The following is a 24772-nucleotide window of genomic DNA, read 5'->3' on the forward strand; positions in this document are numbered from 1 at the left end:
GCTTTGCGGCGAACTCATTCATCCGCGCTCAATCACTCCCCAGCCCCTGCGTACGATGACTTTTTACTTGACCGGCTTTTTCAGAGAAGGGTGCACATAATTGACAATTTGATACTCACGTCCGGCTTCCCCCTTGGTCGTCACTCGGTGGCACATTACCGAAAAGATGCCAGTCATTCGCAAACACCCAAAGCAAAAGCGCTTCAACATCAACCACCAGCCTTACCAGCGGCCAGCTTCATAAAGAGCGCAATTGGAGACAACCACGACAAACCATCCTCCCACTCATCCTCTCCGCCCCCGCCGCCCCTCCACTCCTCTGCGACAATATCACCCCCCCATCACCCCACAATCACCATCTCGCCCCATCTGATTGCCCCCCTCAGGCTTCCCCCATTCCATTTTTTCACCCTCTTTCCCCTCTTTCGGCCATCCCCCCCTCTGGAACCCCGTCCAAACAACCGTCAACGCACCATCTCCGCCCCCGCTGCCCGTCCGCTCCAATGCGGCAAAATCAAACACCCGATTGTCCCGCAATCACCATCCCTCTCCCCATCTGATTGTCTCATTGTCTGATAGTCTCCCACCCCGCCATCTCCCTCCGGAACTCCGGTCAAACCACCGTCAACTCCCCCGCCCCCCTCACCGTCCCTTCGCCAGCTTGTTATACTTCTCCACCAGCTCGTTAAACTCCCGCGTCCGCGCATTCAGCTTCGCGATCGCATCATTCCGCTCCTCCACCAGCTGCTTCAGCAGCTCGTTCTGCTTCTCCATCGCGCTATTCTGAGACGCCACCACGCTGTTGTGACTCTTGATCGCCTCGCTGCCCTTGCCAAACGCCAGCTGCGTCGCCTCCAGCCCCCGCTGCATCTGCATCAGCTCCCGCATGTAAATCGCGATCGTGATGCCTCGTGCCACCGAGTCATTGGAAAGATCATTGTACTCACGCGACACCTCCACCAGCTTCGCCTCCACCTCCGCGCGCAGCTCCGTCAGTCGCGCGATCTCCATCTCATACGCACGCACCTTCCGCTCCGCCTCGATCCGCAGATTGTTCTCCGCCTCCAGGCGTTTCACCAGATCGGCAATATGCCCGCGCAGCCGCGCCTCGCGCTGCCATTGCACCAGGCACACGGCGCACAGACCTAGGGAGATGATGACCAGCAGCGTGTTCAGCAGGCGCTTCATGAATCAGGGAGCCGTCTTGGCTGCATTGTTGGGTTTCACGTTAAACGCCACCTTGGTAAAGCCCACCCGCTTCGCCGCGTCCAGCACCTTCACCAGGTCTGCATAGCGCGTGTTCACATCCGCGCTGATGTACACCGGCGTCGCCGGGTCTTTCCCAAAGCGCTCCGCCAGCTTGCGCTCCATCTCAGGCAGCGTGATCGCGGCCTTGTCAAAAAACGCATCACCCGTCGCGTTCACCGCCAGGTTGATCATGTCAGGCTTGAAGTCCGACTGCGCAGAAGACGCCACCGGCAGGTTCACCTTGATCGTCTGCTGCTTCGTCATCGTCAGGCTCACCATCATGAAGGAGGCCAGCAGGAAAAACATCACATCGATCAGCGGGATGATCTCCAGCCGCGTCTTGCGTTCAGGCAGTGGGGAATGAAGCTTCACGGCGTGGATCAGGCCTTCGAGGTGACTTTGTCAAAACCATGCTGCGCAGCCAGGATCAGCACATTGTTCGCCGCAGCCTCCAGGTCAAACTTCAGCCCGGCCAGCCGTGAATGGAAATAGTTCATCGGCACCAGCGTGCCAATGGCGATGCCCAGACCCGCCGCCGTCGCGATCAACGCCTCACCGATACCGCCAGTCACCTTCTCCACCGCCAGCTCGCTGCTGCCGATGCTTGTAAAGCTCCCCATGATCCCCGTCACCGTGCCCAGCAGGCCCAGCAGCGGCGCCAGCGTCACGATCGTGTCCATCGCGCTCAGGTAGCGCCCCGCATCCCGCAGCTCCTGCCCGGCCGCCACTTCCAGCGCACCCTGCATGCTCGTATGCCGGTGGTTCAGCCCATGATGAATCATGCGCACCACCGGATCCTGGGAGCCCTTGGAAAACTCAATCGCCTTCGCCAGATCACCCGCCTCCAGCTTCTCATACACCTCGTCCAGCTGCTTCGAATTCCGCCTCGTCGCAAATCTCACCCACCAGAACACACGCTCCACAAAGATGCAGATGGCCACCAGGCTGACCACCGCGATGGGGTACATGATGGGACCGCCTTTGTGAAAAAGCTCGACGACAACGTTGGCAAGAATGGGCATGGGAAGTTGGATCAGATCAAAAGTAAAAATGAAATAGGGATATCTCAGCGCAGGCGGAAAGTCAGCGGTAGAGTGTATCGGCTCGCGGCACCGCCAGACCAGCGCCAGTTCCTCCGCACCCAGGAGGAGGCATACTCATCCAGCGCACTGTAGCCCGTGCTCCCGATGACAGTCACACTTTCCACCGAGCCCGATGGCCCCACGCTGATGCTCAGACGCACCGTCCCCTGCATACCACCGCTGCGGGCAAAGCTCGGATACGGCGGAGCCGGGAAAGTCCCCCTGCCGCTGCTGCCAGCCGCACCACGGCCGCCCGCCACACCTGCCTGCGGCGTGCTGGACTGTGTGCCCCCCCCGCTCGCAGTAGCCGTCGTGCGAGGCTTCGGCGTGGGCGCAGGCTTCGGCTTCACCACCGGATCCACCGGCGTCAGCGCCTGCTCGATCTTCGGCGCCGTCGGCACCGCAAAGATGTCCTCCATCGTCATCGCCTCCGCGATCTCCGGCAGGTCCAGATTCTCCATCGGCGTCTCAGGCGTCTCCAGCACCTCCGTCGGCAGCAGCGGCTCAGCTTCAGCCGTCTGCTCCGCACTCGCCTCCATCGACATCAGCTCCGCCATGGAGGTCTCCACCATCGGCAGCTCCTTCTCAGCCTCCAGATCCTCCAGCGTCTTCAGATGGATCGGCGGCAGGTCATCCGCAAACATCCCGATCACCCCCACCGTCAGAAAGCTCGCCGTGATCCCCACCAGCCAGCTCAGAATGATCACCCCCTTCACCACCCCCTGCTGCCGCAAAATGCTCGCCACCATGGCAGAGCCTGAGCCTGCTTTGGCAGCGGTGTTGGTGGAGTGAAATCCCATGGCGGGCAGGGAATGTAGCGCTGTGGAGGTCATAGACAATCGCGGCGGGATCTGAGGTTGATACGGTTTGCCACGATGTCAACTTGCAATTGCGACTCAGTCGCATCATTGTGCATCCATTGCCAAATCCGACACAAAAATTGTCCTTTTCCCCGATTTAATGCCCCCCGCTCATCCCACCCCCGAAGGCTCCCCGGAGGCTCGCAATGCCGAGGCCAAGGTCTGGATGAAGCGCGGCATCGCCCTCCTCACCGCCGGCACCCCCTCCGCCCTCCCCGAGGCACTCCAGTGCTTCGACCACGCCCTGGCCATCCGCCGCGAGTTGCCATTTGATTCCAGTTCCTTTTACCGCTGGCTGCTTACTGCCTGCTGGATGAACCGCGGAGACGTCCTCACCCGCCTCGGCACCCCCGCCGACCTCGCCGCTGCCATCCAGAGCTTTGACGAAGCCATCCACCACCTCCAGCTCCTCCCTTTGGAGGAAGACCCCCAGTATCGCAGCCGTCTCGCCCTGGCATGGATGAACCGCTCCCTCGCTCTCCGCGCACAAGCCACCCCCGAAAGCACATACGAGGCACTTGAGTGCCTTTCCCACGCCCAGAGGACTCTGGAGGAAAGCGCCACCCACGGGCGTCCGCTGGGAAATTCCATGCTTTGCACCCTCCTGGTCAATCGCGCCGCCCTGCTGCTGGAAGTCTCCCCACCACGCATGCAGGAGGCGATGCATGCCGCAGAGGAGGCCCTGGAGATGTGTCGTTCCACCGAACACCACGTGCTGCAGTCAGCAGAGCTCGGGCTCAAGGCCCGCCACATCTTCTGCCGCGCCGTGGCCATGCTGCTTGAGACTCCCCCCGTGGACACCAGCCGTGCCGACGACTGGATCCACCAGGCCACCGACAAAGTGGACGAAGCCATGCATCTCACCGCCACTTGGGAAAAACCCGGCATGCCCGGGCAATTCCACGCCCTCCGTCACGAGCTCTTCCGCTTCGGCTGCAGCCTGCTTCTGGCCTATCAGCCCCATTTCATGGCCGAGTTCCTCCTCGACGTCCTGGATCCCGAAAACGGCTCCTCCCTCCTGGCTCGGGACCAGGCCCTCTGCCAGGCAGGTCTCCAAGCCCTGAACCTCGCCGCCGAAGAACTGCGCCGCCGCGGCCCCCTGGACCTGGGCCTGCAGGGCATGGACCGGCTCCTCGCCGTGCTGGAATCCCTCAGCCAGGCCGCCGGACGGATCAAAATGCGCTCAGAACAGCATTGAACCGGGCAGTTTCTGTCCAAGAGCGAGGTTCTCCACCTAGGATTATTGACGGTCTTTAGGCCTTTCCGCTAACTGGCCTTCGCCAAAGCCCAACGCCCTCAATCAATATTCCCGTCGCTCATGCTTAAAACGTCCTCCTCAGAAGCGCTGTCGATCACCACACTCCTTTGCGCCGCAGGCAGCCTGGCTGCACAAAATGCCGAAACCAAACCTGCGGAGGAAACCAAGAGCACCACAAAGCCGACCGACTTGAAGGAAGTCGTCATCGAGGCTTCGGTTTACAATCCCAAGCGCATGCAGTCTCCCAAGTTCACGGAGCCTGCCCGCAACATTCCTCAGACACTCTCCATCATCCCCAGGCAGGTGATTGAAGATCGCGGTGCCTTCACTCTGCGCGATGTGCTCAAAAACACTCCCGGCATCTCCATGCAGGCAGGAGAAGGCATCAGCGGGCACAGCGGTGCAGACAGCCTGGCCATCCGCGGCTTCAGCTCCCGCAGCGACTGGTTCGTGGATGGCATCCGCGACTATGGCAACTACAACCGCGACCCCTGGAACATGGAGCAGGTGGAAGTGGCCAAAGGTCCGGCCTCCACCACCATGGGCCGTGGATCCACCGGCGGTTACATCAACACCGTCAGCAAAATGGCGAATCTGCAGGAATCCACCGTCATCAATTCCACCGTCGGCACCAGCAGTCTCTATCGCGGCACCGTGGACACCAATCAGAAGCTCGGCGACCACAGCGCCCTCCGTCTCAATGGCATGTGGAACTCGAATGACGTGGCAGGACGTGACAATATCTTCCAAAGCCGCTACGGCATCGGGGCCTCCCTGGCTCTGGGATTGGAAACCGACACCCGCTTCACACTGAACTACATGCGTCAGGAGGAAAACAATCTTCCCGACTTCGGCCTGCCTTTCGTCCCGACCAACGGCACCTTTGTTGGGGGTTACGCCTACCTGAACAGCTTTGCCAACCAGATCGCCCCGGTCAGCTTCGACACTTCCTACGCCCGTCGGAACTACGACTTCCAGAAGATCCAGACCGACATGATCACCGCGATCTTCGAGCACGACTTCTCCAAATCACTGAGATTCCGTAATACGACACGCTGGGCACGCAATCACTATGACGCCCGCACCGCAGCTCCGCGCTTCATTGACACAGACACCGCAACACCTGGCAATCAATACACCAGCCAGCTTGTTCTGGAAGATCAGCGCAGGAGACAGACCAACTCGAGCTTCACCAACCAATCCCTGCTCAACGCGGACTTTGACACCGGCAGGCTCCATCATGGCCTCGTGATGGGTCTGGAGTTCGCCTACGAGCAGCAGCTCACCGCCTCCCGCGCAGGCAATGTCATTGTCTCTGACCTGTTCGACTCCAGCGTGCGCGGGGCACTGACCCCCGGCCAGCAGGCCGCCAACCCACGGCGCACCACCACCATCCAGGGGGTCAGCCCCACCGATCTCCCGGCGGCGGCGGAGTCTCACCTGTCCACAGTTTCGGTTTATGCCATGGACACGGTCAAGCTCGGCAAGCACTGGCAGCTCAGCGGCGGCATCCGCTACGACCACATCCACTTCGTGCAGCACGGCTACTACTACACCGGGGCCAATGACATTTTTGGGGGCAGCAATCCCGGTCCTACCAACAACGACGATCTTTTCAGCTGGAAAGGCGCTCTTGTTTACAAGCCCGTGGATCACGGCAGCTTCTATTTCGGCTATGCCACCTCCTACAACGCCACGGCAGATGGTGGAAACTCCGGCCAGCTTGGTCTGACCATCCCGGGCGGTGCAGGCGGCATCGGCAACAACACCTTCGCGGGCTTTAATCCCGAAAAGGCTACCAGCTATGAGCTGGGCACCAAGTGGGACCTGTTCAAGGAGCGCCTGTCGCTGACTGCCGCCCTCTTCCGCACGGAGAAAACCAACGTCCGTACCACCAATGCCAACATCACAACCAACGCTGGCAGCCAGACCGTGGACGGGGTGGAAATCGGACTTGCCGGCCAGCTGACCAGCCGCTGGCAGGTCTTTGCCGGTGCCACTCACATGGCCAGCAAGGTCAACGCCTCATCCACGGCGGCAGAGCTCGGTCAGATGCTCCCCAATGCTCCTGATTACACCTTCAATCTCTGGACCACCTACAACATCACGGACAATCTCCAGATCGGTGGCGGCACCCAGTACATGGGCAAGATCATCGGCAGTTCCGGCAATGCCTCCCGTGTCATCCCAGACTACTGGACCACGGACTTGATGGTCAGCTACCGCTTCACCCAAAACTTCAGCCTGCGCCTGAACATCTACAACGTCGCCGACAACCGCTACCTCGACACCGTCAGCAGCACGGGCAGCGCCACACCTGGCATGGGACGATACGCCGCCCTTACGGCAAGCATCAAATTCTGACCCTGTTGGTTGGTGGCTGGTGGGCCTTGGATCGGCAGCCGTGTGATCCAAGGCCCATTTTCCTTCTCTGAGGAAACCGCAAAAGCGCGCAAGTTTTCCACAAGATGCTTCTAGGTTCCGAGATTGACGCAGTCTGAAGCTGAGACTTAATCGCAACATGTTAATGAAAATGAATCTCATTAGCAGAGTTTAAGCCTTCTTTGCCAGAACCGTCCCCATGCAAAACACTCTCGCTCCTTCGTTCAGCAGCCGCGTTCTCAAATCCGGTGCCGAAGCACTCTCCTTCACTTCCCTGCTGTGTGCCGCAGGAAACCTGGACGCCCAGACCGCAGCCACGAAACCGGCTCCAAAGACCGAAGATGTCCCGATGGAGATGCCCGAAGTCGTGATCGAGGCCTCGGGCTCGGTTTACAATCCTCAGCGCCTGCAGTCCCCCAAATACACCGAGCCGCTGCGCGACATCCCACAGACGATCACGGTCATTCCCAAGGCAGTCATCGAAGACCGTGGGGCCTTCAGCCTGCGCGACGTGCTGAAAAACACCCCCGGCATCTCCATGCAGGCCGGTGAAGGTGGTGCGGTCTCAGGAGACAACCTTTCCATCCGCGGCTTCAGCGCCCGCAGCGACATCTATCTCGACGGCGTGCGCGACTATGCGAACTACAACCGCGACCCCTTCAACACCGAGCAGGTCGAGATCACCAAAGGCCCCTCCTCCTCGACCGTGGGCCGCGGCTCCACCGGCGGCTCCATCAACACCGTCAGCAAGATGGCCAACCTGACCGACTCCGCCTCCGGCACGGTCAGCGCTGGTACCAGCAACCTCTACCGTGGCACCCTGGATGTGAACCAGACGCTGTCAGAGCACACGGCCTTCCGCCTCAACGGCATGTACCACACGGCCGACACGCCTGGGCGCGATGATGTCTCGATGGAACGCTACGGCATCGCCGCCTCTCTGGGCGCAGGACTGGGCACGGACACGCGTTTCATGCTCAATTACCAGCGTCTGGAGGAAAGCAATATTCCCGACTACGGCCTGCCCTGGATCCCCAGCAACGGCACCTTCAGCGGCTCGGGCACCGTGCTTGCCGGGTATCAAAACCAGGCGCCTCCCGGGGTGAGCTTCAATACCTTCTACGGTCTTCCCGGCGTGGACTATGAAAAGATCCAGACCGACCACTACACGGCCATTTTTGAGCACGACTTCACCAAAGACGTGCGTCTGCGGAATGTGACGCGCTATTCGCGCAGCCACCGTGATTCAGTGAGCACGGCGCCACGTCTTCGAGACACGAGCGCAGCTGTGGGCAATCAATACACGACCGTGCTCAACCGTCAGTTGCAGCGCCGCCAGCAGTTTACTGAAATGTTCGGCAATCAGACGAATCTCGTGGCCGATTTTGCCACCGGGCCCATCAAACACGCGCTGGTCACCGGCATGGAGTTTTACCTGGAGCACCAGCAGAACGCCAACGTGGCTGGCATTGCAACCCTGACCGATCTCTACAACCCCGGCCTCATTCTCCCGCCCAGTGCCGTGCCTCCGGCCAATGCGCAGGACATCACCAGCAAGTATCCGGGGCTGCCAGCACCGACAGAGGCCTACCTTTACACGGTGTCCGCCTACGTCTTTGACACCATGAAAATCGGCAGACACTGGGAGATCAGCACTGGCCTGCGCTATGACCACATGTACGCCACGGTGAGCCTGCCGGGCAATGCCCCTGGCTACTCCAATGCCGATGATCTTTTCAGCTGGAAGGCCGCGCTGATCTACAAGCCGGTGAAGCAGGGCAGCTTCTACTTTGGCTACGGCACTTCATTCAACCCCACCATCGACGGAGCCTCCGGCGCTGGCCTGGGCCTGGCTGCAAGCAACACCAACGTGAGTACCGTCGGCCTCAACCCGGAACATACCGGCACCTATGAGCTGGGCACCAAGTGGGACGTGCTGGAGGAAAGGCTCTCCCTGACCGCTGCTCTCTTCCGCACTGAAAAAACCAACGCACGCACCACCGATGCCTCCGGCATCACCACCCTGGCGGGTAACCAGATCGTGCAGGGCATTGAATTCAGCGCCACCGGCAACATCACCAAGAACTGGCAGGTCTTCGGCGGCTACGCCTACATGAAGAGCGAGACCAAGGCCTCGACCAACGCCGGCGACGTGGGCCAGTCGCTCTCCAATGCGCCCAACCAGACGTTCAATCTCTGGACCACCTACAACGTCACCGAGAAGTTCCAGGCCGGCTTTGGCGCTCAGTACATGGGCATTCGCACCAGCAGCAACGGTTCCACCGCCACCTCCGGCATTCGCGTGGCCCCGTGCTACTGGACGCTGGACGCCATGCTCAACTACAAGCTCAGCGAGAAACTCAGCCTGCGCCTGAACATCTACAACCTGGCCGACGAACGCTACGTCGGAAGCGTGGGTGGCGGCCAGTTTGTCCCCGGCCCCGGACGCTCCGCAGCTTTGACAGCCAGCTTCAAGTTCTAACCCCACACCCCCATGCTCATTGCCATCCCCGACGTACTCACCGCAGAACAAGTCACCAAAGCACGCCAGATTCTTGATTCCGCCGAGTGGGTGGATGGCAAGGGCACCGCGGGCTACCAATCCGCCAAGACCAAGGATAACATGCAGCTTCCGGAAGACAGCGCTGCTGCCCGTGAGCTGGGGGAGATGATCCTGGCTGCGCTGTCCAAGAATCCGCTCTTTCTGGCCGCAGCACTGCCGCTGCAAATCTTCCCGCCGCTTTTCAACCGCTACTCCGGCGGCCAGTCGTTTGGCACGCATGTGGACAATGCCATCCGCCAGCACCGCAGCCTGCCGGTGCGCATCCGCACAGATCTGAGCGCCACGCTCTTCTTTGCCGGGCCGGAGGAGTATGATGGCGGGGAGCTGTGCATCGAGGACACCTATGGCGTGCAGCGCGTGAAGCTGCCGCCCGGCCACATGGTGCTCTATCCTTCCACCAGCCTGCACCATGTCACGCCTGTGACACGCGGTGCGCGCGTCTGCTCCTTCTTCTGGCTGCAGAGCATGATCCGCGATGACAGCAGGCGCTCGCTGCTTTTTGATCTCGATCTGGCCATCCAGCGCCTGGGCCGCGACCTGCCCAACAACGCCACCGCCGAGCAGACCGGTGTGCAGCTCACAGGCGTGTACCACAATCTTCTTCGCCAGTGGGCGGAAATGTGATTCCTTACCCCTTTTGTGAAGCCGACTTTTCACCGCCTCATTTTCTGGAGTCACCTCATCATCGGCCTGCTGGCCGGTGTGGTCATCCTCTCCATGGCCGTCACCGGGCTGCTCATCTCCTATGAGACCCAGATTCTTGACTGGGCGCACCGGGATCTGCGTGTCACTCCTGGTGGTGCGCATTTGGATGTTGAGACGCTGGTGGCAAAAGTGCGTGAGGCGAAGCCGGAGCTGGTTCCTACGGGCATCACATGGAAAGCAAACCCGGAAATGCCGGTGACCCTGACCGTCGGCAAAGAAGGCGTCTTTTATGCCAACCCCTACACGGGCGCGTTTCTGGGAGAAGGACACCGCGCATGGCGCGACTTCTTCCACGCCGCGACTGAGTGGCACCGCTTTCTGTCAGGAACCGGACTGCCGCGTGAAACTGGGAAAGCCATCACGGGAGCTGGCAACCTGCTCTTTGGGCTGCTGCTGCTCTCCGGTCTTTATCTCTGGTGGCCCCGCCAATGGCGCTGGGTCAATGTGCGAGCCGTGCTGCTTTTCAACCCGCGACTGCGTGGCCGTGCCCGCAACTGGAACTGGCACAACGTCTTTGGCTTCTGGAGTGCGCTGCCGCTGCTGTTCATCATTCTGACAGGGCTGGTCATGTCCTACGGCTGGGCCAACAACCTGCTATTCACTCTTGCTGGCAGCAAGCCGCCGCCCCCCAAAGAGCGCCGCGAAGGCGGCCCCCGAGGTGCGGGCGGTCCTGACCGCCGCGAGGCAAGCGGCCCCCGTGAAAAGAGCATGCCCACGCTGTCGGGTCTGGCCCCGCTGCTAGCGCAAGTAAAACAGCAAATGCCTGGCTGGACCACTCTGAGTCTGCGTATGCCGCAGACGCCTGGGGCCCCATTTTCGCTCATGGTGGACCGAGGCGGCCGAGGTCAGGTGCATCTCCGCACCATGCTGAATCTCGATGCATCCCAGGGAAAAGTGCTGCCGAGCCCGGATGACTTCCTGCAGCAGAACTTGGGCCGCAGGCTGCGCATGTATGCCCGCTTTCTCCACACCGGCGAGCTCTTTGGCTTCTTTGGCCAAACAGTGGCAGCCCTCTGCACTTTGTGTACCATCATCCTGATTTGGACCGGTTTTGCTCTGGCTTGGCGACGTTTTGTTAAGCCGTAACGCCTGCCATGAGGCTCCGTAAGAAAAACGGAAGCGCAAGATAGGCTCAAAATACTGCAATTGAGACTCTATCGCAGAAAGGACTTGAGCGTTAATCAATTCCGCTCAGTATCCAGCCCTCTTTGCGACGGAATCTCAGTATCAACACTCTCATGCCATCGACTTTCGCTCCTCTTATCCGCCTTTCCGCCGGACCGATCATCGCTGCTTCGGCCATCCTGTTCCTTGCACTGGCGTCTCACAGTCGTTCCCAGACTGCCAGACAAACATCGCAGCAGCTCCCTGAAATCACCATCACCGCAGAAGCCGAACCTGAGCCACAGGTCATCATTCCCTACCTTCCTCCCGTCGAGGGCACCAAGATCTACGCTGGCAAGAAAGCGAGCTCCCTGAACATCCAGGCGCTACCTCAGGTGCAGGCAAACAATTACAGCCAGGCCTTTGCCATGACGCCCGGCCTGATCACTGCCGAAGAAAGCACTCCGCTGGTCAGCCTGGGCTATCGTGGGATCGGATCGCCAGATCGTGCCCAGTACTTCATGATGCTGCAGGATGGCATCCCCATCGCCGCCGACCCTCAAGGCTACCCCGAGTCCTACTGGACCCCGCCGCTGGAGTCCACCCAGCGCATCGACTTCGTCCGAGGTGGTGCCTCGCTGCTCTACGGCCCGCAGCCGGCCGGTGCCATGAACTACGTCTCCTCCATGCCGCGCACAGACCGCCTGTTTGGCATGCAGACCAAGCACATCTTTGGCAGCAACGACCTCTACTCCACCTTCACCTCCATCGACGGCAGCGCAGGCAAATGGAGCTGGTACGGCTGGTTTAACCACCGTTCCGGCACTGGTTTCCGCAAGGCAAACAGCGATTTCAACGTGGATGGCGGCCGCCTGAAGCTCATCTACCAGCAGGCCCCCGACACACGCTGGATTTTCTCCCTCGATGCCGGCTCTGACCGCCATGGCGAACCCGGCGGACTGACCGCAGCGGCCTACAACGCCGACCGCAATCAAACCGTGCGCCGAACCGACCGATTCCACCTGAGCCGTGTCGTCGCCAGTGCAGAGCTGCAGCACAAGTTTTCCAGCAGGACTGAACTCAGCGTGAAAACCTGGGCTGGCGCCTACGACCGCTGGAGCAACCGTCAGACGGGCGGCTTCGGCACCGTCACCGCCAATACGTCGGCGATCCAGCATCAGCAGTTCTACAACTGGGGGATCGAGCCCCGCATCCGCCATGATTACGAGCTCTGGGGCGGCGACCACTCCATCTCCGCAGGCATGCAGTTCTACATGTGCCACTCTCCCCGCAAAGATGCCACTGGCGCCTATCCGACGGACAACATCGGCACCGTCAACACCGTCGCCTCCCGTGATGTAATCTACGGCTCCATGTTCGTTGAAAACAAGTTCACCTTTGGCCGCCTCACCATCACTCCCGGCTTCCGCATGGAGATGATCAATCAAAACATCACCGTCAAAAACATTGGTGTCGCCACCACGCAGCGTGATGCGAGCAAGTTCGACAAGCAGCCGCTCTTCGGCCTCGGTCTTTCCTACGATCTCGGCAACCAGACCGCTGTTTATGCCAACATCTCCCAGAGCTACCGTGCCACCACCTTCGGCCAGTCGCTGATTCCTGCCGCAGGTGGTACAGCCAGCGATGTGGCCCCATCTCAGGGCTGGAGCTATGAACTCGGCCTCCGTGGCAATCCCAAACCCTGGTTCAGCTATGACACCTCCTTGTTCCTCGTGGATCTCGATGACAAGCTGGGCACCGCCGGCGTGAACATCCAGAGCGTCGGCCGCAGCATCAACTACGGCTGGGAAGGCGCCGCGCAGTTCGACATCATCGGCGGGCTCGATGCCCTCAATGGCACCCATCGCGGCGAGCGCCTCGGCGCCCTCAATCTCTACGGCAACATCTCCGTGCTCGAAGCCCGTCTGTCCGGCGGCGTAAACGACGGCGGGCGCCCGCAGTACGCACCGCCCTACATCATCCGCACCGGCGCGATCTACAAACGCAAGAGCGGCCTGAAGATCGCCTTTCTCGGCACCTTGATGGCCCGCCACAATGGCAGTGACAACGCGGACAGCCGTTTCGACATTCCCGCCTACACCACCTGGGATCTCACCGCCGAAGTCCCCATCGGCAAAAACTTCTCCGTCATGGCCGGCCTCAACAACGTCTTCGACAAGCACTACTACTCACTCGTCAACAGCAGTGGCATCATCCCTGCCTATGGCCGCAACTTCTACGTCGGCGGCAGCTTGAAATTTTGATCTGAATTAGGTTGGATCAGACACCTGCGGGGCGCGGAAGTGGTGTTCCGACCCCGCAGGGACATCTCGTCTCCCTTTCGAAGCGTAGATGCAGAAGCGCGCACGCTGTTGAAAAAACTGAGGACGGATAGGGAGATCAACGCCGACAGCAAAAGGCTCCGGATAAACCGATCTTCAACTTTGAGCGTATGCCGCAAGCCCGCTTGCCAGTCTGGTATGCAGCATCCACTCGATTCTCCATGAGACGCACCCCCAAGCCGATGCTCCTAGACCTCGTGTTTGCCGCGCTCTCCGACGCCACCCGGCGCGGGCTGCTGACGCGCCTGATCGATGGCGAAGCCACGGTGGGAGAGCTGGCGGAGCCGCTGCAGATGTCCCTGCCGGCCGTCTCCAAACACCTGCGTGTGCTTGAGGATGCAGGGCTGCTCAGGCGCCGAATTAATGGCCGCACCCATTACATCACCGCCAATCCGAAACCCCTCCACGAAGCCGTGAACTGGATCGAACGCCACCGTCAGATGTGGGAAGGCAGCTTCGACAAACCCGCCTCCCTCGTGGAACGGGCACCGCCAGAAACACCCGCCGGGGAAACCGGGACACCTGAAATGGCATGACCCCACCATGCGGTTCAGGACTTTTTTGCACCGCCTTGTCAACCGCTCCAGGCTGCCACGCACGTTGAACTCCCACTTTGAGCTTTCCTCAGCAGCGGCTGAGCCAGGAAAACCTTACGCCTTCTGATAAGCCGCCAGCAGCTGCTCCACGCTGCGCTCCCAGTTCAGCTCCTGTGTCAGGCGTGCATGCCCGGCGGCACCCAGAGCCAGGCGGCGGGCTTCATCATCGAGGAGGGCAAGAATGGCATCTCCGAGCTTTTCAGCGGAGTTTTCACCGACATACACCGCACCATCTCCTGCGGAGAAGCGCCCTTCCACGGTGTCAAACATGACGACGGGTCTGGCGAAGGCCATGTACTCCAGCACCTTGTTCATGGTGCAGTGGTCGTTGTAGGCATTGATGGGATCACAGGCCACGCCGAGGTCGATGCTGCTGAGGGCACGGCAGAGAAATTCATCGCTCACGCGCCCAGGCATGCTGATGTGATCCTGCAGGCCGAGCTGATCCCGCAGCGCCAGGAGGTCCGCATGCTCCGGCCCCGAGCCCATGAGAAGAAAGTGCACGTCCGCACGCCCCCTCGTCTTGAGGATATGAGCGGCGGCATGCACGAGATACTGCACCCCGTCTGCACTGCCCATGACACCAATATAACCCACGAGATGCATTTTCCCGGCACGGAGAGAAGCATCTGGAGCTGCGCCGGCATTCATGCGATTCGGCGCGGTGCGGACGACGAAGGCGCGGTCATCATGCAAGCGGCCGCGCTTTTTTACAGCAGCGAGCACGCTCTGGTTGGTGGCGATGACGACATCTGCAAGCGCCAGTGTGCAGCGCTCTGCCAGGCGCACCGCCCAGTAGAACAGGCCACGCCGGCCAAACTTGGCCTCAAACATCTCCGGCCAGAGATCATGCACATCAAAGATGACCTTCACACCGCCGAGCAGCTTGAAGGGCAGGGCCACGAGAAAGAGCAGATCGGGCGGATTGCAGAGATGGATGATGTCAAAGCCACCACGTCTCCAGACCTTCAGCGCACAGGTGAGTTCCCCCCACAGAGCGGAGGCGTACTCGGTGATGAAGCCGCCAAGTGAGCCAGCCTCTCCGCTGATCCAGTGGCGGTAGATCTGAATGCCCTCCAGCACCTCCTCCGGCTGAGTGCAGCCGCGCATCTGCGGGCAGATGACGGTGACTTCATGCCCGGCATCCCTCAGCGCGCAGGCCTCCTGCCACACGCGCCTGTCAAAGGGCACGGGGAGGTTCTCCACCAGAATGAGGACGCGCATGGCCTGCGGACATCACGCGCCCGCAGCAGGGAGGGCAGCACGCTGCTCCTTGGAGAGCCATTCGATTTTCAATGCCTTGCCTCCGCTGTCCTTGCCACCGCCAAAGATGTCTCCGGTGTCCTTGAGGGTCACGAAGATGATGAAACCAAAGAGCATGAGAGCGCAGGCGGTCTGGACGTATTCGAGGATCCTGCCCTGCGGTGGCTTGCGGCGGATGGCCTCGGCGATGGCCATGGTGATGTGACCACCGTCCAGCACGGGGAAGGGCATCATGTTGAGGATGGCGAGGTTGATGTTGAAAACGACGCTGAACCACAGCACGAGGCGCCAGCCATCGGGATGCTGGAAGAGCTTGTAGTAAAGACGGCCGACACCGACGGGACCGCTCATATGCGCAGGGCTGAGGTCGGACTTGGGAGAGATGAGCTTGGACACCAGATTGCCCATGTGGCGCACGGCATCGCTGATCTGCTCCCAGGGGGTGATGGTGGTGGGAGTGCGCTTGCCTTCCACGTCCCAGGCCACGCCCACCATGGGGTATTCCTGATGGTCCTCGGTGACCTCCTTGAGATTGTTCTTGTCGGGGATGCGCGGGAGAACGGAGATCTGAATGACTTTTCCTTCGCGCTCAATGTCCAGCGTGATGCTCTTCCCCGGGTTGGCGCGGATGTAGTCGCCAAGATCTCCAATGCTGCGCAGAGGCCTGCCATCCGCGCGGAGCACGAGGTCATTGGGCTTGATGCCAGCCTCGTCTGCGGGGCTGTTTTTGGCCACGCCTCCAACCATGGGTGTCATCTGGCCTTCCCAGCCGACGGTGCGCAGCTCAGGGCGCTTGAAAACAGAGCTCCACCAGGAAGCAGGCTCAGCTTTTTCTTCGATCTTGGGCCAGGCCTTGGGATCGATCTCCATCTTCATCACGCCTTTGTCTGCGCGCTCCAGCTCGACCTCGATTTTGTCTCCTTCGCTGGCCACCACGCCCCAGCGGACGCTGTCCACCAGACCTTCAAAGCGCTTCACCGGCTGGCCGTCCACCTTGAGGATTTTGTCTCCAGGCAGGATGCCCGCCTTGGAGGCCGGGCTGTCCTTGGCCACATAACCCACGACGGTGGTGGTGTGGGCTTCGCTTTCCGGCTTGCCCACGACCCAGACCGACACGGCAAAAGCACAGGCCAGCATGAAGCTGAAAAGGGGGCCGGCAAAGGCGACGATGGCTTTGTCCAGAGGGGTGATGGGAGGCAGTTGCTCGGTGCTGGCTTCGCCCTCCAGGCCGCCCATGGGCGCCATCTGCGGCAGTGCCACAAAACCACCAGCGGGAATGCTGCCGAGGCCGTACTCCACGCCGTTGATGGTTTTCTTCCAGATGGGCTTGCCAAACCAGATGTAAAACTTGTCGATCTTCAGACCACGCCAGCGCGCTGCCAGGAAGTGGCCCCACTCGTGCACGACGATCATGAGGTTGAAGACCAAGATCACCTCCAGGATGAGAATGATGAAACGAATCATCTCACCAAAGGTGCCGAGAGAGGAAAGCCATGCCATAGAAACGGAGGTTGGGGGGGATCAGAAGGAGAGCAGCGGGATTGCCACGCATTCGCCTGATGCAGGCGAAAATTTAACACCCCCCCACGGGTGGCGCAAATGATGTGGGGAAGTTTATGACAAATCTAAGGAGTGAAATATTTGCCATCCCCGCCTGTCAGGCGTATCCCCGTAGCCTCTTGCCCCTATCACCATGATTTTGACTCGCGCCATCCTCATGCTGCTCATCCCCTGGATGATGATTTCCTGCCGTACCGCCAAAAGCGTGGTGGCCGCAGTCGATGTGAAACCTACAGGCTTCCTGCCCCATGCCAGTGAACTGAAGGAAAACCGTAAAAGATCTCCCTTCATCGGCAACTGGTGGACGACCGACAAGCGCGTGCTGGCAGCCACCGAGAAGGTGAAGACCATCTACATCGCCCCGGTTGTTTCGGATCAGCTGCGCCCCATGAAGCAGAAGTTCACCCAGATGGAGTTCAGCGAAAAACGCCGCGACGCCAAGATGAAGATGCTGCTGACCTACGCGCATGACAAATTTGTCAGCGCCTTCAAAGCGAACAAAAAGTCTCGCTTCACCGTCGTGGACGAACCGGCCAAGGACGCGATGACCCTGAAACTCTCCATCATCGAGTGGGAGCCCAACACCTACTCCGGCCTCGTGGTGCGTGAGGCGGTGGATCTGGTGACCCTGCCCATGGTGGGAGGCAGTGTGCTGGGCAAACCCTCGCGTGGCACCATTGCCATCGAAGGTGTCCTGACAGAACCCAAGACAGGCAAATCTTACTTCGAATTTGCTGACAAAGAAGAGGCCAAGACCCTGTTCTTTTTCTTCCCGCAGGAGCTGTTTCCCACGGGACAGGCCAAGTTTGCCATCCGGGAATGGGCCACACAGTTTGAGAAGCTGATGAGCACGCCCGATGACAAGCAGATCAAGGACAGCATGCCATTCCAGATCATTGGATTTTAAGAAATCCTAAGATTTGTAACGCTCTCCATCATAATATCCAGAGCGACTCCATTTGGGCGAAATTATACTTTGCCCGACCTCAGGCTAAAACGTTGCCAGTGCGGGGGATTTTGTGGCTAATCCAGTCACTAACTCCCGCTCGCCGTGAAAATGCAGTCTCTCTCATCCCTTCTGGTGCTTCTGGTCGGCGTCTCGCTGGCCATGACCTCCTGCCAGTATCCGTATGGCTACGGCTACAACTCGTCGGGCCCATATGCGGGCACCTTCATTCCCTACCGCTACACGGGTCGCGGCCCGATCGGTGACCTGTCCTCCAGTGCGCTGGGTGCCAACCGCGACCACTACTACTACGTGATCCGTGGCAATGATGCCGGGAAGCGCTACTACGGCGCCCGGCCAGTGAACAGCCGACCGGCCTCCATCTACCCGCGCTCGTACCAGCTGCATCCGTATTACTCGAACAGTCTGTATAGCAGCCCCTACTACAGCCGCAGTTCCTCCTCCGTTTACAGCCGAACCAACCGGCCCTGGGGTGGTGGCTACGGCTTTGGCCAGCCTTTTAACTGGGGCATCGGCCTCGGGCTGGGATCGTGCTGGTTCTGATCAGCACTTCAGCTCCTACTTTGACACCCGCGCTGTGGCAGCACAGCGCGGGTTTTTCATGCCACGTTACTGGAGCTCGAAAATGCCCTCGATCTCGACAGCGATGTTTCCTGGCAGGGAGCCCATGCCCACGGCACTGCGGGCACCGATGCCGTTCTCCTCACCCCACACCTGGCCAAAGAGCTCGCTGCAACCATTGATGACCTTGGGATGATCTCCAAAATCGGGCGTGCTATTGACCATACCCAGCAGCTTCACCACGCGCTTGACGCGGTCCAGGCTGCCGAGCTCGCTTTTCAGCGTGGCGAGCAGGGCCAGGGCAGTCTGCCGGGCGGCGGCTTTGCCTTCTTCGAGGGTGAGATCTGCACCAACTCGCCCGGTGAGGTATTCCCCATCTCCGAGGTAGGGGCCGTGACCTGAAACGTAAGCAATGTTTCCGACGATCACGACCGGTTTGTAAACACCGCCGCGCGGTGGGGCTGATGGCAGGGTGAGTCCGAGGGTGGTGATTTGCTGTTCTGCGCTCATGGAGGTCAGGGGGAGTTCGTGAAATGACTGGATTCAGGCATCGTCAAACATGTGCCTGTTCTTCCAAAAATAACTGAAACCAGACACCAGGGTGAGCAGTGTGGTGAAGTACATCACCCCTGCAGCAACCATGCGTTCCACCTCCGGACTGGCTGTGAAGGCCGCATGGGTGAAACCAAAAATGGGTTCTCCCGAAGCCTGGCGCATCATGAAGTAGATGACCGTGAGGATCTGCCAGAGCATCTTGTGCTTGCCCAACGTCTCTGCGGCCAGCACCGCCCCCTGCCCTGCCGCCACCAGCCGGATACCAGTCACAAAAAACTCCCGCGAAAGGATCACGATGGCGATCCACGCAGGCAGCCGTGAGGCCTCGGGGATGTTTGTGTCGGAGGCCAGAAGAATGAAGGCGGCGGCGATGAGGATCTTGTCTGCCAGCGGGTCGAAGAGCTTGCCAAAGTTGGTCACGATGCCACGTGCCCGCGCTATCTTGCCGTCGTAGTAGTCGGTGATGGAGGCCACGCCAAAGACCAGCAGGGCCAGCGACACGGTGTTGGCCCAAGGAATATAAAAGCACACCACAAACACCGCCGTGAGGACGAGGCGGGAGAGAGTGAGCTTGTTGGGCAGGTTCATGCGGGTTGGGCTTCTCTGTCTAGCGAAGGAATCCCCCTGCTGTCAACGACAGGCCTGCAACGAAAGAGCTTTGCCGTGGTGAATCCAGGCAGCCGTGGTCAGGGGCCGGAGGGTTTTTGCAGCGTCGGCTCGCCTTTGAGCCAGCCGAGAGAAGTCAGAAACTTATCCGTGGCCAGCAGGGTCTCGTAGTAAAACTGCACTTTGCCGCCTTTGCCGGGATTGAAGAATCCATGCCCTTGTCCTTCGTAAAAGACGGCCTCACAGCGCACGCCTGCTTTGGTCATGTTCTCCTTGAAGCGCTCGACCACTGCCACGGGGATGAGCTTGTCCTGGGTGCCGAGAAACACAATCGCGGGCGGATCATCAGCGGTGATGTTGTGCGCTGGAGAATATTCCTTGTAGTGCTCTCCCACTCTGGCGTGGCCCCAGCCCTGGTCGGGACCGTTGTCGAAGACCGGATTGAACAAGGCCAACGCGTTGGCCTTGGGGGAGATTTTCAGATCATCCTGTGGATCATCCAGCCCCTCCACCATGCCGACGAATGCCGCCAGATGGCCACCGGCGCTGCCGCCACCGGCTCCGATGCGGGCGGGGTCGATGCCCAGCTCTGCGGCATGGCCGCGAACCCAGCGCATGGCGGATTTGGCATCGTGAACGCAGTCGATGGGCGGACCAGCATCTCCCTTCTTGATCAGACGATACTCCACCTGAATGCAGACCATGCCGCGCGTAGCCAGGTACTCGCTGTGCTGGGTGAACTGGGTTGGACCGCCGCCCACCCAGCCACCACCGTGGAAGAACACCAGCGCCGGGCGCTGATCGGTGCTTTTCCAGTCTGGCGGATTGACGATGGTGAGCTTCAGCTCGCGCTCTCCCACCTTTTTGTAAATGCGGCTGATGGGCTCTGCGGCAGGCAGAGAGACGAGCTGACAGAATAGAAGAGAAAGGACGAAGTGACGCATATTCGAAGGGCGCTAGAACGACTGCGGAGCAAACCAGTTTGCAAAAGAAGCGGAATGGCCGTGAATCTTGCGCAGCTATGGCTGCTCTTTCCGATCCCGCGCTGAGGCGTTTGCTTTTGGGTACGCTGGTTTTGCTCGTCCTCGCCTCGGTCATCGGCCGGGCACTGGCCAGAAAAGCGGCCACAGACGCCGCCAAGGCCACGGTGGCCAACCTGAATGCACGCACCCGGGCGTGGTGGGGCATGGTGGCGGTCTTTGCCACCGCACTGGCTGTGGGCCCCAAGGGCACCGTGTTGATGTTTGGCATCAGCTCCTTCATGGCGCTGCGGGAGTTCATCACCCTGACGCCCACGAGGCCCGGAGACCACCGCACGCTGTTCTGGGTGTTCTTCGTCATCACGCCGCTGCACTATTACTTTCTGGCCACGTGGTGGTACATCCTGTTTCTCATCCTGATCCCGGTCTACGCTTTCCTTTTCATCCCGCTGCGCTCCGCCCTCGCAGGAGATTGTGATCATTTTCTGGAGCGCACGGCCAAGATACAGTGGGGCCTGATGGTCTGCGTGTACTGCATCAGCTACGCGCCAGCACTGCTCTGGGTGGATGTACCCGGCTGGCAGGAGCCGCGGGCCAATCTGCTTTTCTGGTTTGTGGCGGTCGTGGAGCTCAGCGATGTGATGCAGTACGTGTGGGGCAAGACCTGCGGGAAGCACAAGATAGCCCCCACGGTGAGTCCGGGCAAAACGTGGGAGGGATTCATCGGTGGAGGTCTGACGACCACGGCGCTCGGAGCTGGCCTGTGGTGGGCCACGCCCTTCTCCCCGCTGCAGGCTTCGGCGATGGCGGCGCTCGTGGTAGTGATGGGTTTTGCAGGAGGGCTGGTGATGTCTGCCATCAAGCGTGACCGAGGGGTGAAAGACTGGGGCGGGGCGATCGCCGGCCACGGCGGCTTTATGGACCGGTTTGACTCCCTGGCCTTTGCCGCGCCGGTGTTTTTCCACGCCACGAGCTATTTCTTTGGACGCTGAAGCCGGAAAGCCCGGCGGCCCGGCCTTCGTACTCCAAGGTCATGCTTTACCGCGCCCTTATCGCAGCCTCCCTTCTGACCGCCACCGCCTCTGCGGCGACGAAGCTCGACTTCAACCGCGACATCCGGCCGATCCTGAGCGACAACTGCTTTGCCTGCCACGGCTTTGACGCCAAGAAGCGCAAGGCCGATCTGCGGCTGGACGTGGCCGAGGGTGCCTACAAAGCCATCGACGGTGCTTTCCCCATCAAACCAGGAAACCCGGATGTGAGCACCATCATCCAGCGCATCCTGACCAAGGATGAAGATGAAGTGATGCCGCCGCCGGAGTCCAACAAGCACGTGAGTCCGGCGCAGGTGGAGATCCTGAAGCGCTGGATCAAGGAAGGCGCGGAATACAAGAAGCACTGGAGCTTTGAAGCGCCGGTCAAAACAGCGCCCCCGGTAGTTAAAGGCGGCACCATTCGCAATCCGATCGACGCCTTTATCCAGTCACGGCTGACGGAGGAAAAACTGACACCGCAGCCTGAGGCATCGAAGGAGACACTCATTCGTCGTGTGACGCTGGACCTGACTGGCCTGCCGCCCACGCTGGCGGAGGTGGATGCCTTTCTGGCAGACAACAGCCCTGATGCGTATGAAAAAGTCGTGTCCCGCCTGCTGAAGTCCGAACGCTATGGCGAGCACATGGGACGCTACTGGCTGGATGCGGCGCGCTATGCCGACACCCACGGCCTGCATCTGGACAATGAGCGCAGCATGTGGCCCTACCGCGACTGGGTGGTGCGCGCCTTCAACCAAAACCTGCCTTACGACCAGTTCACCATCTGGCAGCTTGCGGGAGATCTGCTGCCAAACCCCACCATCGACCAGCAGATCGCCTCCGGGTTCAACCGCTGCAATGTGACGACCAGCGAAGGCGGCAGCATCAATGAGGAGTTCATCTTCCGCTATGCCGTGGACCGCACGGAATCCACCGTGGCAGTGTGGATGGGGCTCACCGCTGGCTGTGCCGTGTGCCACGACCACAAGTTTGACCCCATCTCGCAGAAGGAGTTTTACTCCCTGTACGCCTTCTTCAACAGCGCTGCAGATCCGGCCATGGACGGCAACATTCTGCTGACGCCGCCGATCCTGCGCCTGAGCAACGAGGAGCAGAAGAAGCAGCTGGCGGTGCTGGATCAAAAGCTGGCCGCCACGGAAACGAAAATCCGCAACGCCATCCAGTCCATTCAATACACCGACCCCGCCACGCTGAACCCGCCTCCCCCCGTGCAAAGCAGCGAGCTGGTGTGGTTTGAGGATGCATTCCCTGCAGGTGCCAAGGTCGGCGTGGCTGGAGCGCCGACTCAGTTTGTGACCAAGGACAAGGGACCGGTGTTTAGCGGGAATGCCGCGCTCAAACGAACCGCCACCGGTGTGGCGCAGGATTTCTTCACCAATGGCGCCAAGTATGAAATCCCGCCCAACGGCAAGATCAGCGTGCAGTGCTACATTGATCCCGCCAATCCGCCCAAGGCCATCATGCTGCAGTTCCACACCTCGGGCTGGAACCATCGCGCCGTGTGGGGTCAGGAGGGAGCCATCCCCTTTGGCCAGGTGCGCACGCCGGAAAAGGTGCAGATGGGAGCGCTGCCCAAGGAGGGGGAGTGGGTGAAGCTGGAAGTGCCCGCTGAGAAACTGGGCCTGAAGCCTGGCATCAAGGTCAACGGCTTTGCCTTCACGCAGTTTGACGGAACCGTCTATTGGGATCGTCTGGCTATGAACTCCCGTGTCGATCCCGCCAAAGACACGCAGTGGTCCTGGAGCAAGTGGGTGGAGAAAAAGCAGGGCACGCGCGTGGCCGAGCTGCCCAATGACCTGCAGACGCTGGTGCGTGGCAAGAAAGCCGCCGAGTGGTCCGAGCAGGAAGTGGCCAAGCTCAAGGCATGGTGGTTTGAAAACGAATACCAAGGCGCACGCAGCCTGGTGGATGGAGCACGCGCCGAGAAGCTGGCTCTGGAGGGGCAAAAGAAGACGCTCTACGATGTGATCCCCGCCACCTTTGTGATGGCCGACCTGCCTGAAAAGCGCGAGAGCTTTGTGATGGATCGCGGGCAGTATGACAAGCCCAAGGACAAGGTGACGCGCAGCACGCCGGCCATCTTCCCGCCGCTGCCGCAGCAGGCCGAACACACGCGCATGGACCTGGCCAAGTGGCTTCTCAGCCCGCAGCACCCGCTGACCGCGCGTGTGGAGGTAAACCGCCTGTGGCAGCAGTTCTTTGGCATCGGTCTGGTCAAGACGAGCAACGACTTCGGCTCCCAGGGCGAGCCCCCCAGCCACCCCGAGCTGCTCGACTGGCTGGCCGTGACCTTCCGTGAGAGCGGCTGGGACATGAAGGCCTTTGCACGCCTGATCGTGACCTCCCATACCTACCGGCAGAGCGCGCAGTGCTCCGATGTCGTGCTGCAAAAGGACCCCGAAAACCGCCTGCTGGCACGGGGCCCGCGCTTCCGCCTGGATGCCGAGGCCGTGCGCGATGAGGCGCTGTTTGTCTCCGGCCTGCTCAGTCCCAAAATCGGCGGCAAGAGCGTGAAGCCCTATCAGCCTGAGAACATCTGGGAACCCGTGGGCTTTGGCGGCAGCAACACGCGCAACTATATCCAGGACCACGGCGAGTCCCTCTACCGTCGCAGCCTTTACACCTTCTGGAAGCGCACCGCCCCGCCGCCGAACATGACCGCCTTTGACGCGCCGAACCGCGAGAGCTACTGCCTGCGCCGCGAACGCAGCAACACCCCGCTGCAGGCGCTGACGCTGATGAACGATGTGCAGTTCTTTGAAGCCGCGCGCAACTTTGCCCAGCGCGTCATGCAGTCACAGACAGGCACAGATGCACGCATCACCGCCCTCTTCCGCACCGCCACCGGTCGCTACCCCAGCGCCCAGGAGGCCGAGATCATCCTACAGTCCTACCAGAAGGAACTTGCCTCCTACACCGCCAAGCCCGAGGAAGCCAAAAAAGCCATCAGCTACGGCGAATCCAAGCCCGATGACAAACTCAACCCCGCCGAACTCGCCGCCTGGACGATGGTGGCCAATCTCGTGCTGAACCTGGATGAGGTGGTGACGAAGGGGTGAGGCACCATCTCCAAATCATGGATTGA

The 24772-nt window shown here is 60.5% G+C and carries 20 protein-coding genes; 11 read left to right on the plus strand and 9 right to left on the minus strand.

Annotated features, from left to right (window positions below; translation table 11 throughout):
* Nucleotides 1-642 precede the first annotated feature (642 nt).
* The 4 genes from HNQ65_RS25510 to HNQ65_RS25525 are packed head-to-tail and all read right to left on the minus strand — an operon-like array spanning nt 643 to nt 3130.
* Complete coding sequence (locus HNQ65_RS25510; protein ID WP_184344511.1) at nt 643-1188, minus strand: hypothetical protein; 546 nt, start codon at nt 1186-1188, stop codon at nt 643-645.
* 3 nt (nt 1189-1191) lie between these two features.
* A complete protein-coding gene (locus HNQ65_RS25515; RefSeq protein ID WP_184344513.1) occupies nt 1192-1620 on the minus strand; it encodes a biopolymer transporter ExbD in 429 nt (142 codons plus the stop codon).
* A gap of 8 nt (nt 1621-1628) precedes the next feature.
* On the minus strand, nt 1629-2270 hold the full coding sequence (locus tag HNQ65_RS25520; RefSeq protein ID WP_184344515.1) for a MotA/TolQ/ExbB proton channel family protein: 642 nt from the start codon (nt 2268-2270) through the stop codon (nt 1629-1631).
* 44 nt (nt 2271-2314) lie between these two features.
* On the minus strand, nt 2315-3130 hold the full coding sequence (locus HNQ65_RS25525; RefSeq protein ID WP_184344517.1) for an energy transducer TonB: 816 nt from the start codon (nt 3128-3130) through the stop codon (nt 2315-2317).
* A gap of 160 nt (nt 3131-3290) precedes the next feature.
* Here HNQ65_RS25525 and HNQ65_RS25530 point away from each other — a divergent pair, with 160 nt between their 5' ends.
* The 7 genes from HNQ65_RS25530 to HNQ65_RS25560 all read left to right on the plus strand — a co-directional run bounded on the left by HNQ65_RS25530 (nt 3291) and on the right by HNQ65_RS25560 (nt 14080).
* A complete protein-coding gene (locus tag HNQ65_RS25530) occupies nt 3291-4388 on the plus strand; it encodes a hypothetical protein (RefSeq protein WP_184344519.1) in 1098 nt (365 codons plus the stop codon).
* Between the two features lie 120 nt (nt 4389-4508).
* Complete coding sequence (locus HNQ65_RS25535) at nt 4509-6812, plus strand: TonB-dependent receptor (protein WP_184344521.1); 2304 nt, start codon at nt 4509-4511, stop codon at nt 6810-6812.
* A gap of 217 nt (nt 6813-7029) precedes the next feature.
* A complete protein-coding gene (locus HNQ65_RS25540; RefSeq protein WP_184344524.1) occupies nt 7030-9312 on the plus strand; it encodes a TonB-dependent receptor in 2283 nt (760 codons plus the stop codon).
* Between the two features lie 12 nt (nt 9313-9324).
* Nucleotides 9325-10017: a Fe2+-dependent dioxygenase gene (locus HNQ65_RS25545; protein WP_184344526.1), complete on the plus strand. Its 693-nt coding sequence runs from the start codon at nt 9325-9327 to the stop codon at nt 10015-10017.
* Between the two features lie 15 nt (nt 10018-10032).
* A complete protein-coding gene (locus tag HNQ65_RS25550) occupies nt 10033-11184 on the plus strand; it encodes a PepSY domain-containing protein (protein ID WP_184344528.1) in 1152 nt (383 codons plus the stop codon).
* A 152-nt stretch (nt 11185-11336) separates the two neighbouring features.
* Nucleotides 11337-13466 (plus strand): TonB-dependent receptor family protein, encoded by a 2130-nt coding sequence (locus HNQ65_RS25555; RefSeq protein ID WP_184344530.1) that lies wholly within the window; start codon nt 11337-11339, stop codon nt 13464-13466.
* Between the two features lie 239 nt (nt 13467-13705).
* Complete coding sequence (locus tag HNQ65_RS25560; RefSeq protein ID WP_184344532.1) at nt 13706-14080, plus strand: ArsR/SmtB family transcription factor; 375 nt, start codon at nt 13706-13708, stop codon at nt 14078-14080.
* A 114-nt stretch (nt 14081-14194) separates the two neighbouring features.
* Here HNQ65_RS25560 and HNQ65_RS25565 read toward each other — a convergent pair whose 3' ends face one another.
* A complete protein-coding gene (locus tag HNQ65_RS25565; protein WP_184344534.1) occupies nt 14195-15364 on the minus strand; it encodes a glycosyltransferase family 4 protein in 1170 nt (389 codons plus the stop codon).
* A 12-nt stretch (nt 15365-15376) separates the two neighbouring features.
* Nucleotides 15377-16903 carry an RIP metalloprotease RseP gene (gene rseP, locus HNQ65_RS25570; RefSeq protein ID WP_184344537.1) on the minus strand — a complete coding sequence of 509 codons (1527 nt, stop codon included), beginning with the start codon at nt 16901-16903 and terminating at the stop codon, nt 15377-15379.
* 193 nt (nt 16904-17096) lie between these two features.
* Between rseP and HNQ65_RS25575 the strand changes: the two genes are divergently transcribed.
* Both HNQ65_RS25575 and HNQ65_RS25580 read left to right on the plus strand, forming a co-directional pair.
* Nucleotides 17097-17870 (plus strand): DUF3313 family protein, encoded by a 774-nt coding sequence (locus HNQ65_RS25575; RefSeq protein ID WP_184344539.1) that lies wholly within the window; start codon nt 17097-17099, stop codon nt 17868-17870.
* Between the two features lie 144 nt (nt 17871-18014).
* Nucleotides 18015-18473, plus strand: a complete 459-nt coding sequence (locus tag HNQ65_RS25580; protein ID WP_184344541.1) for a hypothetical protein — start codon at nt 18015-18017, stop codon at nt 18471-18473.
* 66 nt (nt 18474-18539) lie between these two features.
* On the opposite strand, the gene HNQ65_RS25585 is transcribed toward HNQ65_RS25580, so the two are convergent.
* The 3 genes from HNQ65_RS25585 to HNQ65_RS25595 all read right to left on the minus strand — a co-directional run bounded on the left by HNQ65_RS25585 (nt 18540) and on the right by HNQ65_RS25595 (nt 20596).
* On the minus strand, nt 18540-19001 hold the full coding sequence (locus HNQ65_RS25585; protein ID WP_184344543.1) for a RidA family protein: 462 nt from the start codon (nt 18999-19001) through the stop codon (nt 18540-18542).
* A 33-nt stretch (nt 19002-19034) separates the two neighbouring features.
* Nucleotides 19035-19634 carry a CDP-diacylglycerol--glycerol-3-phosphate 3-phosphatidyltransferase gene (gene pgsA / locus HNQ65_RS25590; protein WP_184344545.1) on the minus strand — a complete coding sequence of 200 codons (600 nt, stop codon included), beginning with the start codon at nt 19632-19634 and terminating at the stop codon, nt 19035-19037.
* A 98-nt stretch (nt 19635-19732) separates the two neighbouring features.
* Entirely contained in the window at nt 19733-20596 is an 864-nt protein-coding gene (locus HNQ65_RS25595) for an alpha/beta hydrolase (RefSeq protein WP_184344547.1), read from the minus strand.
* Between the two features lie 77 nt (nt 20597-20673).
* On the opposite strand from HNQ65_RS25595, the gene HNQ65_RS25600 reads away from it, so the two are divergent.
* Nucleotides 20674-21624, plus strand: a complete 951-nt coding sequence (locus tag HNQ65_RS25600) for a phosphatidate cytidylyltransferase (protein WP_184344549.1) — start codon at nt 20674-20676, stop codon at nt 21622-21624.
* Between the two features lie 41 nt (nt 21625-21665).
* Nucleotides 21666-24746, plus strand: a complete 3081-nt coding sequence (locus HNQ65_RS25605) for a PSD1 and planctomycete cytochrome C domain-containing protein (RefSeq protein ID WP_184344551.1) — start codon at nt 21666-21668, stop codon at nt 24744-24746.
* Nucleotides 24747-24772 lie beyond the last annotated feature (26 nt).

The organism is Prosthecobacter vanneervenii, assembly GCF_014203095.1.
Classification (GTDB): Bacteria; Verrucomicrobiota; Verrucomicrobiia; order Verrucomicrobiales; family Verrucomicrobiaceae; genus Prosthecobacter; species Prosthecobacter vanneervenii.

Excerpts from the sequence above, each read along its gene's own strand:
- HNQ65_RS25510 (WP_184344511.1), bottom strand. The coding sequence starts at position 1,188 with ATGAAGCGCCTGCTGAACACGCTGCTGGTCATCATCTCCCTAGGTCTG.
- HNQ65_RS25520 (WP_184344515.1), bottom strand. The coding sequence starts at position 2,270 with ATGCCCATTCTTGCCAACGTTGTCGTCGAGCTTTTTCACAAAGGCGGT.
- HNQ65_RS25525 (WP_184344517.1), bottom strand. The coding sequence starts at position 3,130 with ATGGGATTTCACTCCACCAACACCGCTGCCAAAGCAGGCTCAGGCTCT.
- HNQ65_RS25530 (WP_184344519.1), top strand. The coding sequence starts at position 3,291 with ATGCCCCCCGCTCATCCCACCCCCGAAGGCTCCCCGGAGGCTCGCAAT.
- HNQ65_RS25535 (WP_184344521.1), top strand. The coding sequence starts at position 4,509 with ATGCTTAAAACGTCCTCCTCAGAAGCGCTGTCGATCACCACACTCCTT.
- HNQ65_RS25540 (WP_184344524.1), top strand. The coding sequence starts at position 7,030 with ATGCAAAACACTCTCGCTCCTTCGTTCAGCAGCCGCGTTCTCAAATCC.
- HNQ65_RS25545 (WP_184344526.1), top strand. The coding sequence starts at position 9,325 with ATGCTCATTGCCATCCCCGACGTACTCACCGCAGAACAAGTCACCAAA.
- HNQ65_RS25555 (WP_184344530.1), top strand. The coding sequence starts at position 11,337 with ATGCCATCGACTTTCGCTCCTCTTATCCGCCTTTCCGCCGGACCGATC.
- HNQ65_RS25560 (WP_184344532.1), top strand. The coding sequence starts at position 13,706 with ATGAGACGCACCCCCAAGCCGATGCTCCTAGACCTCGTGTTTGCCGCG.
- HNQ65_RS25565 (WP_184344534.1), bottom strand. The coding sequence starts at position 15,364 with ATGCGCGTCCTCATTCTGGTGGAGAACCTCCCCGTGCCCTTTGACAGG.
- rseP (WP_184344537.1), bottom strand. The coding sequence starts at position 16,903 with ATGGCATGGCTTTCCTCTCTCGGCACCTTTGGTGAGATGATTCGTTTC.
- HNQ65_RS25575 (WP_184344539.1), top strand. The coding sequence starts at position 17,097 with ATGATTTTGACTCGCGCCATCCTCATGCTGCTCATCCCCTGGATGATG.
- HNQ65_RS25585 (WP_184344543.1), bottom strand. The coding sequence starts at position 19,001 with ATGAGCGCAGAACAGCAAATCACCACCCTCGGACTCACCCTGCCATCA.
- pgsA (WP_184344545.1), bottom strand. The coding sequence starts at position 19,634 with ATGAACCTGCCCAACAAGCTCACTCTCTCCCGCCTCGTCCTCACGGCG.
- HNQ65_RS25595 (WP_184344547.1), bottom strand. The coding sequence starts at position 20,596 with ATGCGTCACTTCGTCCTTTCTCTTCTATTCTGTCAGCTCGTCTCTCTG.
- HNQ65_RS25600 (WP_184344549.1), top strand. The coding sequence starts at position 20,674 with ATGGCTGCTCTTTCCGATCCCGCGCTGAGGCGTTTGCTTTTGGGTACG.
- HNQ65_RS25605 (WP_184344551.1), top strand. The coding sequence starts at position 21,666 with ATGCTTTACCGCGCCCTTATCGCAGCCTCCCTTCTGACCGCCACCGCC.